14 protein-coding genes are annotated in these 14,008 nt (G+C 73.0%); 9 read left to right on the plus strand and 5 right to left on the minus strand.

Going from position 1 to position 14,008, the window contains the following annotated elements; all coding sequences use genetic code 11:
- Positions 1 to 81 precede the first annotated feature (81 nt).
- Genes murQ through ACZ5LB_RS05620 form a run of 6 tightly spaced genes read left to right on the plus strand, consistent with a single transcriptional unit; the run spans position 82 to position 6,513 of the window.
- Positions 82 to 975, plus strand: coding sequence for an N-acetylmuramic acid 6-phosphate etherase (gene murQ / locus ACZ5LB_RS05595; protein ID WP_464605180.1), 894 nt, complete (start codon positions 82 to 84; stop codon positions 973 to 975).
- On the plus strand, positions 972 to 2,237 hold the full coding sequence (locus ACZ5LB_RS05600) for an MFS transporter (protein WP_464605181.1): 1,266 nt from the start codon (positions 972 to 974) through the stop codon (positions 2,235 to 2,237). Before murQ ends, ACZ5LB_RS05600 begins: the two co-directional genes overlap by 4 nt.
- Positions 2,234 to 3,346, plus strand: coding sequence for an acyltransferase family protein (locus ACZ5LB_RS05605; protein ID WP_464605182.1), 1,113 nt, complete (start codon positions 2,234 to 2,236; stop codon positions 3,344 to 3,346). The genes ACZ5LB_RS05600 and ACZ5LB_RS05605 overlap by 4 nt, the downstream gene beginning before the upstream one ends.
- On the plus strand, positions 3,328 to 4,812 hold the full coding sequence (locus ACZ5LB_RS05610; RefSeq protein ID WP_464605183.1) for a glycoside hydrolase family 10-like protein: 1,485 nt from the start codon (positions 3,328 to 3,330) through the stop codon (positions 4,810 to 4,812). The genes ACZ5LB_RS05605 and ACZ5LB_RS05610 overlap by 19 nt, the downstream gene beginning before the upstream one ends.
- Positions 4,799 to 5,743, plus strand: coding sequence for a BadF/BadG/BcrA/BcrD ATPase family protein (locus tag ACZ5LB_RS05615; RefSeq protein ID WP_464605184.1), 945 nt, complete (start codon positions 4,799 to 4,801; stop codon positions 5,741 to 5,743). The genes ACZ5LB_RS05610 and ACZ5LB_RS05615 overlap by 14 nt, the downstream gene beginning before the upstream one ends.
- Complete coding sequence (locus tag ACZ5LB_RS05620; protein ID WP_464605185.1) at positions 5,740 to 6,513, plus strand: N-acetylmuramoyl-L-alanine amidase; 774 nt, start codon at positions 5,740 to 5,742, stop codon at positions 6,511 to 6,513. The genes ACZ5LB_RS05615 and ACZ5LB_RS05620 overlap by 4 nt, the downstream gene beginning before the upstream one ends.
- On the opposite strand, the gene ACZ5LB_RS05625 is transcribed toward ACZ5LB_RS05620, so the two are convergent.
- From ACZ5LB_RS05625 to ACZ5LB_RS05640, 4 genes are read right to left on the minus strand one after another with little or no spacing between them, the layout of a single operon-like run.
- Entirely contained in the window at positions 6,500 to 7,597 is a 1,098-nt protein-coding gene (locus ACZ5LB_RS05625) for a gamma-glutamyl-gamma-aminobutyrate hydrolase family protein (protein WP_464605187.1), read from the minus strand. The genes ACZ5LB_RS05620 and ACZ5LB_RS05625 overlap by 14 nt on opposite strands.
- A complete protein-coding gene (locus tag ACZ5LB_RS05630; protein WP_464605188.1) occupies positions 7,594 to 8,724 on the minus strand; it encodes a dipeptide epimerase in 1,131 nt (376 codons plus the stop codon). The genes ACZ5LB_RS05625 and ACZ5LB_RS05630 overlap by 4 nt, the downstream gene beginning before the upstream one ends.
- Positions 8,721 to 9,593 carry a C40 family peptidase gene (locus ACZ5LB_RS05635; protein ID WP_464605189.1) on the minus strand — a complete coding sequence of 291 codons (873 nt, stop codon included), beginning with the start codon at positions 9,591 to 9,593 and terminating at the stop codon, positions 8,721 to 8,723. Before ACZ5LB_RS05635 ends, ACZ5LB_RS05630 begins: the two co-directional genes overlap by 4 nt.
- Positions 9,594 to 9,641: 48 nt before the next feature.
- Positions 9,642 to 10,550 (minus strand): serine hydrolase, encoded by a 909-nt coding sequence (locus tag ACZ5LB_RS05640; RefSeq protein ID WP_464605190.1) that lies wholly within the window; start codon positions 10,548 to 10,550, stop codon positions 9,642 to 9,644.
- Positions 10,551 to 10,645: 95 nt separating this feature from the next.
- Between ACZ5LB_RS05640 and ACZ5LB_RS05645 the strand changes: the two genes are divergently transcribed.
- Genes ACZ5LB_RS05645 through ACZ5LB_RS05655 form a run of 3 tightly spaced genes read left to right on the plus strand, consistent with a single transcriptional unit; the run spans position 10,646 to position 13,617 of the window.
- Positions 10,646 to 11,467 (plus strand): L,D-transpeptidase family protein, encoded by an 822-nt coding sequence (locus tag ACZ5LB_RS05645; RefSeq protein ID WP_464605191.1) that lies wholly within the window; start codon positions 10,646 to 10,648, stop codon positions 11,465 to 11,467.
- 21 nt (positions 11,468 to 11,488) lie between these two features.
- Entirely contained in the window at positions 11,489 to 12,838 is a 1,350-nt protein-coding gene (gene lysA / locus ACZ5LB_RS05650; RefSeq protein WP_464606291.1) for a diaminopimelate decarboxylase, read from the plus strand.
- Positions 12,835 to 13,617 (plus strand): N-acetylmuramoyl-L-alanine amidase, encoded by a 783-nt coding sequence (locus ACZ5LB_RS05655; protein ID WP_464605192.1) that lies wholly within the window; start codon positions 12,835 to 12,837, stop codon positions 13,615 to 13,617. Before lysA ends, ACZ5LB_RS05655 begins: the two co-directional genes overlap by 4 nt.
- Here ACZ5LB_RS05655 and ACZ5LB_RS05660 read toward each other — a convergent pair.
- Positions 13,546 to 14,001: a GNAT family N-acetyltransferase gene (locus ACZ5LB_RS05660; RefSeq protein ID WP_464605193.1), complete on the minus strand. Its 456-nt coding sequence runs from the start codon at positions 13,999 to 14,001 to the stop codon at positions 13,546 to 13,548. The genes ACZ5LB_RS05655 and ACZ5LB_RS05660 overlap by 72 nt on opposite strands.
- Between the last annotated feature and the right edge of the window lie 7 nt (positions 14,002 to 14,008).

The following is a 14,008-nucleotide window of genomic DNA, read 5'->3' on the forward strand; positions in this document are numbered from 1 at the left end:
CTCCCATAATTGGGGCTCGTGGGGGTTGGGAATACTGTAACATTTTTATAAACATTCACTAAGCCGGGAGTTCTCGTCACCATGGCCCTGCCCCGCACCGAACAGACGTCCCCCGGCCACGCGCGCCTCGACGAATACGGCACCCTGGAACTGGTCGAAGCGTTCATCGACGACCAGGCGGCGGCGGCCCGGGCGGTGCGCGCCGCGGCCCCCGACCTCGCCCGGGCCGTGGAGGCCGCCGCCCCGCGCCTGGAGCAGGGCGGACGGATCATCTACGTGGGCGCCGGCACCTCGGGGCGCCTGGGGCTGCTGGACAGCGTCGAGCTGCACCCCACCTTCTCCTGGCCCACGGACCGGGCCCTGGCGCTGCTCGCGGGAGGCCCCACCGCCGTGCACCTGGCCGTGGAAGGGGCCGAGGACGACCGGGAACGGGGAGCGTCGGATCTCGCCGCGCTGCGGCCCGGCCCCAACGACGTGGTGGTCGTGCTGGCCGCCTCCGGGGCGACGCCCTTCGCCCTGGGCGCCCTGGACGCCGCCCGGAGCGCCGGGGCCCTCGCCATCGGCATCGCCAACAACCCGGGGTCGCCCCTGGCGGCGGGGGCCGACGTGGGCGTCACCCTGGACACCGGGCCCGAAGTCATCTCCGGCAGCACCCGGCTCAAGGCCGGCACCGCCCAGAAGATCGCCCTCAACACCTTCTCGTCGGCGGTGATGGTGCGGCTCAACAAGGTCTACGGCAACCTCATGGTCGACGTCCGGCCCACCAACGCCAAGCTGGTGCGCCGCGCCATCCGGCTCATCGAGGCGGCGTCCGGGGTTCCGGAGGCCAGGGCCCGCGAAGCGTTCGAGGCCAGCGGGGGCCAGGTGAAGACGGCCATCGTCGCCCTGTGCCTGGGCCTGACCCCCGGCCAGGCCCGGGAGCGCCTCGCCGCGGCGCGGGGCAGCGTGCGCGCCGCCCTGGCGGACCGCGCGTGAAGGAGCGCTCGCCCTGGGCCTGGGTGCCCTCCCTGTACTTCGCCCAGGGGCTTCCCTACGTCGCGGTGATGTTCCTGTCGGTGGTGTTCTACAAGAACCTGGGCGTGGGCAACGCCGACATCGCCCTCTACACCAGCTGGCTCTACCTGCCCTGGGTCGTCAAGCCCCTGTGGTCGCCCCTGGTGGACCTGCTGGGGTCCAAGCGCGGCTGGGTGGTGGCGCTCCAGGCGGCGCTGGCCGCGGCCTTCGCCCTCCTGGCCTTCATGGTTCCGGCCCCGGCCTTCTTCAGGCTCACCCTGGCCATGTTCTGGATCCTGGCCTTCGCCTCGGCCACCCACGACATCGCCGCCGACGGCTTCTACCTCCTGGGCCTCACGGAAAAGCGCCAGGCCGCCTACGTGGGGCTGCGCAGCGCCTTCTACCGCGCGGCCATGATCACCGCCCAGGGCGGCCTGGTGTTCGCCGCAGGCTGGCTCGCGGCGCGCACCGGCGACCCCCGGCGCGCGTGGGCGGCGGTCTTCCTGGGCCTGGGGGCGGCCTTCCTGGGCTTTTTCGCCTGGCACCGCTTCGCCCTGCCGCGTCCCGAGGCCGACGGACCCTCCCGTGGCGCCGCCGGGCTCCTTCGGGCGTCCCTGGACACCTTCACGTCCTTCTTCGCGCGCCGGGACATCGCCCTGGTCCTGGGCTTCCTCCTCACCTTCCGCCTGGGGGAGGCCCAGGCCATCAAGATGGTGACGCCCTTCCTGCTGGATCCCGCCGCCCGGGGGGGGCTGGGGCTCACCACGGCCCAGGTGGGCCTGGCCTACGGCACCGTGGGGATGATCGCCCTCACCGCCGGCGGCATCGCCGGGGGATGGGCCATCTCCCGCCACGGCCTCAGGCGCTGGATCTGGCCCATGACGATGGCGGTGCACCTGCCCAACCTGGCCTTCGTGTACCTGGCCGCGTTCCGGCCCCAGGGCCTGCTGACCATCGCCGGGGCCGTGGCCGTCGAGCAGTTCGGCTACGGCTTCGGGTTCACGGCCTACATCATGTTCATGGTGATGATCTCCGCCGGCACGCACCGCACCGCCCACTACGCCATCGCCACCGGCTTCATGGCCATGGGCATGATGCTTCCGGGCATGGCCAGCGGGTGGATCCAGGAGCACCTGGGCTACCTGCGCTTTTTCCTGTGGGTCTGCTGCTCCACCCTGCCCTCCATCGTCCTCACGGCCTTCCTGCGCATCGACGAGGCCTTCGGGCGGCGGGAGCAGGCGTGACCAGGCGCCTGGCGTCCCTGGACGCCTTCCGGGGCTTCGCGGTGGCGGCCATGGTGCTAGTGAACAACCCCGGCAGCTGGAAGCACGTCCACGCGCCCCTGGAACACGCGGCCTGGAACGGCTGCACCTTCACCGACCTGATCTTTCCCTTCTTCCTGTTCGCCGCGGGCCTGGCCATGACCCTCTCCCTGGCCTCCCGGGGAGGGACGGCTCCGGCCCTGTACCGGGCCCTGCTGCGGCGCGCCGGGATCATCTTCCTCATCGGCCTGGGCCTCAACCTCATCCCCGCCTTCGACCCCGCCACCGTGCGGGTTCCGGGCGTTCTCCAGCGCATCGCCCTGGCCCTGGCCCTGGGCGGGCCCGTGGTCCTCTGGGGCCGGGCGCGGGCCGCGGCGGCGGCGATCCTGGGGCTTTGCGCCCTCTGGCTCGCGCTGGAGCTGGCGGTGCCGGTGCCCGGCGCGGACGGCGCCGTGGCCTCGGGGCGCCTCCTGCCGGGCATGGACTTCGGCGCCTGGCTGGACCGCCTCGTCCTGCCGGGCCACCTGTGGGCCCACGCCCGCACCTGGGACCCGGAAGGCCTCGTGGGCACCCTCCCGGCCACGGCCACCCTGCTCCTGGGCTCCCTGGCCGGGAGGCACCTGGCCGCGCCCGGGAGCCGCCCCAAGTGGGCCGGGCTCCTCCTGGCAGGCGCGGCCCTGCTGGCCCTGGGCTGGGTGCTGGGACGGGTCCTGCCCCTCAACAAGAGCCTCTGGACCCCCACCTTCGTCCTGTTCACGGGGGGCTGGGCCCTGCTGGGCCTCGCGGCCTGCCACGCGGCCCTGGACGAGGCGCCCGCGGGCTTCCGGGAGGCGGCCCGGAAGGCCTGCCTGCCCCTGACCATCTTCGGCATGAACGCGCTCTTCCTGTTCGTGGCCTCGGGCGTGGCCGCGCGGGCCGTCCAGGCCGCCCGCGCCGGCGGCGCGCCCCTCAAGGAGCGGGCCTTCCTGGCCCTCGCGGCCCTTCCTGTCTCCCCGGAGAACGCCTCCCTGCTCTTCGCGGTCCTTTTCGACCTGGCCCTGTTCGCCCTGGGATGGGCCATGTGGAGGAAGAAGTGGTTCGTGAAGGTCTGAAGCGCCTGGCGGCCCTGGCCGCGCTCGCGGCCTTCCTGGGCTGCGCGCCCCTGCGCCGCACGCCGCCCCGCACCCCGCCTCCCGCGCCACGCGAGTTCCGCGGCGCCTGGGTGGCCTCCGTGGCCAACATCGACTGGCCCAGCCGCCCCGGGCTGGACGCCGAGGCCCAGCGGCGCGAGGCGCGGGAACTCATCGCCCTGGCCCGGGACCGGGGGCTCAACGCCCTCATCCTGCAGGTGCGCCCCGGCGCCGACGCCCTCTACCCGTCGGCCCTGGAGCCCTGGTCCGAGTACCTCACCGGCGAGCAGGGCCGGCCCCCCAGCCCGTACTACGACCCCCTCGCCTTCTGGATCCGGGAGGCCCATGCGGCGGGCCTGGAGCTCCACGCCTGGTTCAACCCCTACCGGGCGCGGCCCTCCTCCGCCCAGTCGCCCCTGGCGCCCTCCCACGTGGCCAAGGCCCGGCCCGCCCTGGTGCGCTCCTACGGCGACCAGCTCTGGATGGACCCCGGGGAGCCCGGGGCCGTGGACCGGGCCCTGGCGGTCATCCTGGACGTGGTGCGCCGCTACGACGTGGACGGGGTGCACATCGACGACTACTTCTACCCCTACCCCGTCAAGGACGCCGAGGGCCGGCCCCTGGAATTCCCCGACGACGTCCCCTGGAAGGCCTACCTGGACGCGGGCGGCACCCTGTCCCGGGCCGGCTGGCGCAGGCGGAACGTGGACACCCTCGTGGAGCGCATCCACCGGGAGGTCCACCGGGTCAAGCCCGGGGTCCGGGTGGGGGTGAGCCCCTTCGGGGTCGGCCGGCCCGGACCGGGCTTCTCCCAGTACGACGAGCTCTTCGCGGACGTGGAGACCTGGCTCGAGCGCGGGTGGCTGGACTACCTCGCCCCCCAGCTCTACTGGAAGCGCGATTCCCCAGGGCAGCCCTTCGGGCCCCTCCTGGACTACTGGCAGGGGCGCAACGTCCAGGGCCGCCACGTGTGGCCCGGACTTTTCTCCAGCCGCATCCTCGGGCCCGACGCCTGGCCCGCCGAGGAGATCCTGGGCCAGATCCGCGAAGCCCGGGAGCGCCGGAGCGGCGGCCACGCCCACTTCAGCCTGAAGGCCCTCCGGGGCGAGGCGGGCGCCGCCCTGGCCCGCGCGGCCTACGACGGGCCCGCCCTGGTGCCCGCCTCGCCCTGGCTGGGGGGCGAAACGCCCAAGGCCCCGGCGGTGCGCGCCCTCCGCACGGAGGCGGGCCTGCGGGTCGGCATGGACGACCCGCCCTGGCTCCTGGCCCTGTGGGCCCGGTACGGCAGCGTATGGCGGTTCTTCACCCTACCCGGCGGCGCGGGGACCCTCCCCGCCGCCTGGGAAGGCTCGCCCCTGGGGCCCGTCTGGGCCTTCTCCGTGGGGCGAACGGGGGCCGCGGGCCCGCCCGCGGCCATCCTTCCGGAGGCAACCCATGGAACCCCATGATCACGAGCCGCCCCGCTTCCTGGCCCTGGGCATCGACGCGGGGGGCACCGCCACCCGCTGGGCCCTGGCCACCCCGCCCGGGGACATCGTCGCCGAGGGCTCCGTGGCGGGTTTCAGCGCCATGGACCTCTACGGCCCCGGCCAGGGCCGGGTGGCGGCCCTCCTGGAGGAGCTGGCCCGGGACGTGCTGCGTTCCGGCAGGCCCTCCCGGGCCCACGCGGGCCTGACGGGGTTCAGCGCCTCCGGCGACGTCCTGGCGCGCCTGGTTGCCGCGCCCCTGGGCCTGCCCGAAAGCGCCGTCTCCCTCAGCAGCGACATCGAGACCACCTACCTGGACCTGTTCCCGCCGGGGCAGGGCTACGTGGTCTACGCGGGCACCGGCTCGGTGGCCGTGTTCATCGACGCCGCGGGGGAGATGCACCGCGCCGGGGGCCGGGGCGTCCTCATCGACGACGGGGGCGGCGGCTTCTGGATCGCCCGGGAGGGCCTGCGCCACGTGTGGCGCGCCGAGGACGAGAGCCCCGGCGCCTGGAAGGCCTCGCCCCTGGCCCGGGAGCTCTTCGAGCTGGTGGGCGGCTCCGACTGGGCCCACACCCGCCGGACCGTGTACAGCGGCAGCCGCGGCGACGTGGGCCGCCTCGCCCTGGCCGTGGCCCGCGCCGCGGACCGCGACCCCGCCGCCCGGCACATCCTCCGGGCCGCGGGCCTCGAGCTGGCCAGGCTCGCGGGGGCCCTCCTGGCCCGGTACGGCCCACGCCCCGTGGCCCTCAGCGGCCGCGCCGCCACCCTCCATCCGCTCATTTCCGAAACCGTGCGCGAAGCTCTGCCGCCGGGCACCGACTTCGCCCTCCGCTCCAGCCGCGGCGAGCACGCCGCGGCCCGCCTGGCCCTGGCCGCCGCCGGGGTCCCACCCGAGGACCTGACGCCATGAGATCCGCCCTTCCCTGCCTCCTCCTCCTGATCGCCGCGGGCTGCGCGCGCCCGGCCATCGACGCCTCCCACCGCGCCAAGAGCCAGGACAGCCGCGCCCAGTTCCTCATCCTGCACTTCACGGGCGAGCCCTGGGAGCGTTCCATGCACATCCTCACCGAGGAGAACGTGAGCGCCCACTACCTGGTGCGGGACAACCCCGTGAAGGTCTACCGCCTGGTGGACGAGGACCGGCGCGCCTGGCACGCCGGCGTCAGCTCCTGGAAGGGCCAGACGCAGCTCAACGCGGCCTCCATCGGCATCGAGATCCAGAACCTGGGCGACGTGGCCGGGCCCGGTGGCAAGGTCGTCTACCACCCCTATCCCAAGGAGCAGATCGACACGGTCGTGGAGCTGGTGCGCCAGATCGTGGCGCGCCACGGCATCCGCCCCGACCGGGTTCTGGCCCACAGCGACATCGCGCCCATGCGCAAGGTGGACCCGGGCCCCACGTTCCCCTGGAAGCGCCTGGCCGACGAAGGCCTGGTCACCTGGCCCGACGCGGCCAAGGTGGCCGCCCGCAAGCCGGCCTTCGAGGCGGCCCTGCCCGACGCGGCGTGGTTCCAGGAGCGCCTGGCCACCCACGGGTTCGACATCGCCCGCACGGGAACCTTCGACGCGGCCACCACCCGGATCCTGGGCAACTTCCAGATGAAGTACCGCCCCGCGGCCTACGACGGCAGGCCCGACGCCGAGACCGCCGCCATCCTCGACGTGCTCACCGCGCCTTGAGGGCCCTTGCCAGCCAGGCCCACACCGCCTTGTTGAAGTCCAGGCTCCGGGGCGTCCCCGCGAGAAGCGCGTTGTAGCTCACCGGGACGTCCTCCGGGCGCTGGCGGAAGCGGGCCCCGGTATCCCAGAGCTGGTGGTGCTCCGGGTGGAACTGCACCCCCAGGACATTGGGGAAGCGCCGGTGCTCCATGGCCTCCACGAGCCTGCCGTCCCGCGAGGTGGCCAGGACCGTCCAGCCCTCGGCCACCGTCACCACCGCCTGGTGGTGCGAGCTGAGGACGCGCGGGTGGTCGGCGGGACCGAAGCCGGCCCCCTTGAGGAACCGGCCCTCCCTCAGCTGGAGGGTATGGAAGTTGTACCCCATGAGCTTTTCCTGTGGATAGAGGCGCTTGAAGGGATTGCCGTGCCACTGCTCGGGGCCCAGGGCCACGGCGTCCTCCAGGCTCGCGGCGCCGTAGACGCCGGTCCAGATGTCCTGCACGAGGCCACCGCCGGTGCCCACGTTCAGGCTTTGGAAGCCCAGGCAGATGCCCAGCACGGGGAAGTCCGGGCGCGAGGCCAGGAGCGGCATGGCGCGCGGGTCCTGGGTGCCGCCCAGCAGGTGGAAGATGGCCGAGAGTTCCAGGAGGTTCCGGTGGGGGTCGTCCACCTCCGTGAGGAAGCCGGTCTTCTGGCCGAAGAGGGCCGGCGGGATGTCCGGGCCCCCGAAGAAGACGGCGCCGTCGGACCTGGCGGCCACGGCCTCGAAGTCCGGCGTGCACGCGTTGGGCCCGAACAGCCCGGCCTCGGCCAGGGGCGCCGACACGGCGTGGAACCGCACCCAGCCGTAGCCGTTTTCCCCGGCGAACTTCCGGGAGGCCTCGAAGTCCTCCTTCTGCAGCACGTGGTAGACGCCCACCACGGTGAGGCCGGGCACGTCGAGGATGCCCCGCTCCCGCAGCGCGGCAAGGCACCGCAGGTTCCACACCGTGGGGTTGAAGACCACGAGCCGGGGCCCGTCCTGCGCGGGCCGCGGGGCGTCCAGGAAGCGCTCCTGGGCGGCCAGGCCCAGGCTGAAGGCCAGCGCCAGGACGAGAAGCCTCATCGCGCGAGCCTCACGCCCAGGCCCGGGGCGTCGGGAAGGATGAGCTTGCCCTTGCGCACCGTGACGCCCGCATAGGGGTCGTTGCCGATGAGCAGGAACCCGTCCAGGTCCGCGTAGTCCGCCAGGGGCGAAAGGTGCGCGGCGGCGGTGATGGAGCAGGAGCTGGAGACCATGCACCCGATCATGGTCTTCATGCCCAGGGCCCGGGCCACGGTGAGCTGGCGGTGGGATTCCAGGAGGCCGCCGGCCTTGTCCAGCTTCACGACGATGCCGTCGAAGGCCTCGCGCAGCTTCGGGATGTCCGAGGCGTCGTGGCAGGCCTCGTCCGCGAAGATCGGGATGTGCACGCGGCTCCGGATCCAGCGGGTCTCCTCGACCATGTGCGCGGGCAGGGGCTGTTCCACCAGCTCCACGCCCTGGGACTCGAGCCAGTTGATCTTGCGGACCGCCTCCTCCTTGGTGGTCCAGCCCTCGTTGGCGTCCACCCGGAGCGGCTTCTTCGTGACGCTGCGCACCGCCTCGAGGGTGGCTTCGTCGGTGGCGAGGCCCACCTTCACCTTGAGGCAGGGGAAGTCCTCGGCCTCCCGGACCTTCTGGCGGGTGATCTCCGGGGTGTCGATGCCGATGGACATGTTGGTGACGGCCGCGTCCGCCGGGTCCAGCCCGAAGTGGCGGCACACGGGAATCCCCAGCTTCCTGCCCATCCAGTCGAAGAGCGCCAGGTCCACCGCGGCCAGGGCCGCGCGCTGCCCGGGCAGGCGCCGGTCCAGCTCGGCCAGGAGCTTGTGGAAGCTCCAGGGGTCGCAGTTCTTGATCAGGTCCGTCACGGCCTCCAGGGCCTTCCGGCCGCCCTCGGCGTCCTGCTTGTAGCGCACGATGCCGGCGCCCTCGCCGAAGCCCGTGATCCCGTCCCGGGTGAACTGGGCGTGGAGCGTGTCCCGGTAGGCGCTGGAGGACATGGTGGTGGTCCAGGTGTGGCGGAGCTCCAGCCGGCGGATCCGGGTGGTGAAGGCCGCGGCCCCGGAGGCCGGGGGCTTCGCGGCGGGCGGGTCCGGGAGGCCGCGCCCGAGGAGCGCCGGACCCGCGGTGGCCGCGGCCAATGCCTGGAGTAGTTCGCGTCGCTTCACTTGAGCCTCCGCATCGCCACGAGGATCGCGGACCATTCGGGGCTTTGGAGCTCCGAGATCTGCACCATGGGGCGGTTCCTGGGTGTGTCGTGGATGAAGGCGCCCTTGCCGAGGTAGATGCCGGTGTGGGTGATGTGGTCCTTGTCCTTGCCGAAGAAGAGCAGGTCCCCGGGCGCGAGCGAAGCCCGGTCCGGCACCGCCTCCAGGCCCTTCCACGCCGCCTGGACGCTGGCGTCCCGGGGCATGACCACGCCCCGCCGGCGGAAGATGGCCTGGGTGAACCCCGAGCAGTCGAACCCGAACGAGGAGCACCCGCCCCAGGTGTAGGTGACCCCCAGGAAGCGCCGGGCCAGTTCCAGGGAGGCCTCCACGCCGATGGGCCGGAAGTCGGTGCGCACGTCCCCGGCCTGGATCCAGGCGCCGCGCCCGTCGGGGAGCCTCACCCCCAGCCAGCGCGGGCTGTCCAGGGCGCTGGGGGCCCGCTCCAGGCGCGCGCCGAAGGGCGCGGTGAGCAGCGGCGCGTGCCGGGTCACGTCCGGCTCGCGGTACAGGTTCGCGCCCAGGACGTCCACCTCCACCATCGTCCCCGCGGGGTAGGCCTCGCCGGCCTTCAGGGCCCGCAGCGCCGAGGCCTCGGCCCAGCCGGCATAGTCGTCGTCCCCCTTGACGCGCACCCACCCGTCCTTGCGTTCCAGTTCCACCACCCGCGCGCCCAGGAGCGCCTGGGACACCACGTCCGCGTCATCCCCGGGCCCCGAGAAGACGTTCACCACGGGCCGGGTCACCACGTGGGCCAGGGGATCCCCCGCCCGTGCGGGCAGGAGGATCAGGAGGGAAGCGATGAGGCCTCGGAGGAAGGCAGTACGCATGGGAAACCTCGGGCTGGGACGGAAGGGCTGATGCAGCATGACACAAGCCTAGGGAACCTGCCGAGTGCCCGAGACCCTGCCTTCCGGCGACGAGGCCCCGGCCAGCTCCATCCAGCCCGCGGCCTCCCGGGCGATGGCGGCGATGACGGCCTCCCCCTCGCGGTCGTCGCGCAGGTGGGAGGCCATCACGGCGATGACGAAGGGGCGGCCCTTCACGAACACGATGCCCACGTCGTTGCGCACGCCCGGGAGGGAGCCGGTCTTGTCAGCCACCGCGAGGCCGTCGGGAAGGAGCCGGGAGAGGTAGCTGTCCTTGGGGATCTCCAGGAGCCTCATGAGGCCGGTCCGGGAGGCCGGGGAGAGGGTGGGGCCGCCCTGGATCTCCAGGAGGAGCCGGGCCAGTTCGCGGGGGGTCGCCACGTTCTCCCGGCCCTGGCGCGCGGCCTCGGCGTCCATCATCTTCCGGCGCAGCCGAGTGCGGCGAAGGCCCAGGGCGTCCAGGGCCGCGTTCACGCGGTCCATGCCCACCCGGTCGATGAGGACGTTGGTGGCGCTGTTGTCGCTCACCACCACCGTGAACAGGGCCAGGTCGCCCAGGGTGAGCCGGGTGCCCGGGGCCAGGTGGCCCAGGATGGCGCTGTCCTCGGCCAGGTCCCTGGGGTCCAGCAGGTAGGGGTCGGCGAGGCGGGGCCCCGGCTTGTCGCACTGGCGGAAAAGCTCCAGCAGCAGGGCCAGCTTGATGGTGCTGGCCGCGGGGAAGACCTCGTCGCCCCGGAGGGAGAAGGCCCCGGAGCCGTCTAGGGCCTGGATGTACACCCCCACCCGGCCCCGGGCGCCCTCGGCGATGCGGGTGACCTCCCGGGCCATGCGCTCCCGGGCCCAGGAAGGCCCTTCCTGGGCCCCCAGGCCGGCCGCGGCCGCGAGGCAGAGGGCGCACGCAAGCAGGGATCTGAACATTTCCACTCCCGGGACAATTCCATTATGCTCAGCTTATGTCCAGCCCCAGCAGCCGCGGAATCCTTTCCTTCCCAGGATGGGCGAGGCGCGCCCGCATGGCCCTGGCGGTCCTGGCGGTCCTGGCCGCGGCGGAGCCCCGTGGCCTCGGCGCGGAGCCCCCCAGCCTCGACACCCCGATCACCGGGGCCAGGGCGGACGCCTCCGCCGTGCCCAGGGACGCCATCCGGGATCGGCCGGCGGAGTTCGCCGCGGCTGGCCAGGTGATCCTGGTCACGGCTCCGGGCTGGAACGCCCCCCGGGGCCGAATGCAGCGCTTCGAACGTTCCGGGGGCGTCCTGGTCAAGGTCGGCCCCCCCATGCCGGTGTGGCTCGGAAAGTCGGGCATGGCCTGGCGCAGCGACGACGGCGCGCCCGCGGCCCCCGGGCCGGGCCCCGCCAAGCGCGAGGGCGACGGACGGTCCCCCGCGGGCGTCCTGACCTTCGGCGGCATGTGGGGCTACGCGGCCCAGGCCCCCGAAGGCGTCAAGCTGCCCTACCGGTCCTCCACCGAGTGCGACCGCTGCGTGGACGACCCCGACCACGCCGACTACGGGCGCATCGTCAGCACCGCCGCGGCGGTCCCCACCTGGCGCTCCGCGGAGCGCATGCGCCTCGGGACCGACCACTACCGCTGGCTCGTGGTGATCCACTACAACGACCAGCGCCCCGTGCGAGGCGCCGGGAGCTGCATCTTCCTGCACGTGGCCCCGCCCCCCGGCGAGGGCACCTCGGGCTGCACGGCCCTGGCGCCCGAGGACCTCCTGACGGTCCTGACGTGGCTGGACCCCGCCCGGAACCCGCTGCTCGTGCAGCTCCCCGAGGAGCTGCTGGACGCCGCCCGCGCGGCCTGGCACCTTCCTTCCGCCCTCAACCCCTAAGCACCGGGAGACCCCGTGTCCATGCGCCCCCTCAGCCTCGCGCTGCTCCTGATCGCCCCGGCCCTGCTCCAGGCCGCCGCCCCCACCCTCCACGAGGCCCTGGTGGCCGTCCGGGAGGACAGGGCCGGCGATGCCGGCGTCGCCCGGGCCCTCCAGGGACTGGCGAAGGCCCACGGCACCCCCCTCTACGTGTACGACCGGGCCCACATCCGCGGCCAGGTGAAGGCCCTCAAGGCCGCCTTCGCGCCCAGGTTCCCCCGCCTGCGCCTGCTCTACGCCCTCAAGGCCAACACCAACCCCGCCATCGTCGGCCTGCTGCGAAGCGAGGGCCTCGGCGCCGAGGTGGTGTCGCTGGGCGAGATCGAGGGGGCCCTGCGCTCGGGCCACGCCGGACCGGAGATCATGTTCACCTCCTCGTCCAAGAGCCCCGCGGAGCTGCGCCGCGCCGTCGCCCTGGGCGCCGTGCTCAACGTGGACTCCATGGACGAGCTGGGCCAGGTCCAGGCCGAAGCCCTCCGCCAGAAGAAGGAGGCCCGCATCAGCTTCCGCGTCAACCCCGGCGTCGATCCCCACACCATCCACCAGATCAACACGGGCATCGCCGAATCCAAGTTCGGCCTGCACCTCCAGGACGGCATCGCCTTCCGGGCCTATGAGAAGGCCAAGGCCATGCCCGGCATCCGCGTCGAGGGCGTTCACTGCCACATCGGTTCCCAGATCACCGAGACCGAGGGCTACGCCCTCACCGCCCGCAAGATGATGGGCTTCGTGAAGGAGCTCAAGGACCGGCTGGGCCTGCGCCTGGCCTTCGTGGACCTGGGCGGCGGCCTGGGCATCCCCTACAAGGACGGCCAGGAGGTCATGTCCCCCGAGGACCTGGCCAGGACGCTGGAGCCCATCTGGAAGGAAGGCGTGGCGGCCGCAGGCTACGAGCCCACCCTCTGGCTGGAGCCCGGACGCTTCTTCGTGGGCGGGGCGGGGTTCCTCCTGGCGCGGGTGAACACCGTCAAGCAGACCCCGGTCAAGACCTTCGTGAACGTGGACGCCGGGTTCAACACCCTCATGCGCCCCATCCTCTACCAGGCCTACCACCGCGTGCGCGTCCTGGGCAGGTCCGCCGACCCGGTCACCGTGGACATCGCCGGGGACGTGTGCGAGACCGGCGACATCCTCGCCGAGGCCCGCACCCTGCCCCGGGCCTCGGCGGGCGACCTCCTGGCCATCCTGGACACGGGCGCCTACGGCTTCTCCATGGCCAGCGAGTACAATTCCCGGCCCATGCCCGCCGAGGTCCTGGTGGACGGCGACACGGCCCGGGTCATCCGGCGCCGGGGGTCCTTCGGCGACGTCTTCCGGAACACGGCCCGATGAGGGCCCCCGCCCTTTGCGCCTTGGCGCTCGTCCTCGCCGGCTGCCACCACGCGCCCCGCAACCCGCTGGCGCAGTGGTCCCCCTCGCCCAACTTCAACGCCCGCCGGCCCCAGATGGTCATCATCCACCACACCGCCTGCACCACCTTCGACGAGGCGCTCCGGATCCTGAAGACCGAGAACTCCGGCGGCCCCGTGAGCTCCCATTACCTCATCGGGCGTGACGGGCGCGTGGCCCAGCTGGTTTCCGACGACCACCGCGCCTGGCACGCCGGGGGCGGCGGCACCTGGGGCGCCTCCCGGGACATCAACTCCCTTTCCATCGGCATCGAGCTGGACAACAACGGCTTCGAGCCCTTCGCCCAGCCCCAGATCGACCAGCTGCTGGTGCTGCTGGACGACCTGGTGCGCCGCTACGACATCCCCCGCAGCCAGATCATCGCCCACGCCGACGTGGACCCGGTGCGAAAGCACGACCCCAACGCGTCCTTTCCCTGGAAGCTCCTGGCCGAGAAGGGCTTCGGCCTGTGGCCCGACGCAGAGCTCCCCGAGCCCCCGGCGGGCTTCGACCCCTGGGCCGCCCTGCGGATCCTGGGCTACTCCCTGAAGGACCCCAGCGCCACCCTCCGCGCCTTCCATCTCCACTACCGCGCCACCGAGGCCGGGGAGCTGGACGACCTGGACCGGCGGATCCTCTTCAACCTGCAGTCAAGGCAGCTTGGGACCGCGGGTCTTGCGCAGGAGGATCTCGGATTGCCCGGCCACAAGGTAGTCCGTTAGCTCCCCCACCTCCCGGTAGCCCAGGCGTGCGTAGAACCGCCTGGCGCCGTGGTTGAAGGCGGAGACGCAGAGGAAGACGTTGGGGAACTCCCGGAAGATCCGCTCTTCCGCGAAGGCGATGAGCGCGGCCCCCATCCCCCGGTTCCGGAACGCCGGGGCCACGCAGATCGTCTGGACGTAGCCCACGAAGGCCCCCTGGAGGTTGACCATCAGGAACCCGGCGAGGGCGTCGCCGGCCAGCGCCACGTAGCGTTCCCGGCTGGGGTCCTCCACCTGGGCCAGGAGGGCGGTGCGGCCCAGACCCAGGGTGCGCCAGGGATCGGAATGGGCGAGCATGTCCGCGCACGCCGCGGCCTCGCCGCCGGCCAGGAGCGGGCGGATCACGGGGGCG

Source organism: Mesoterricola sp. MK458, from assembly GCF_055384935.1.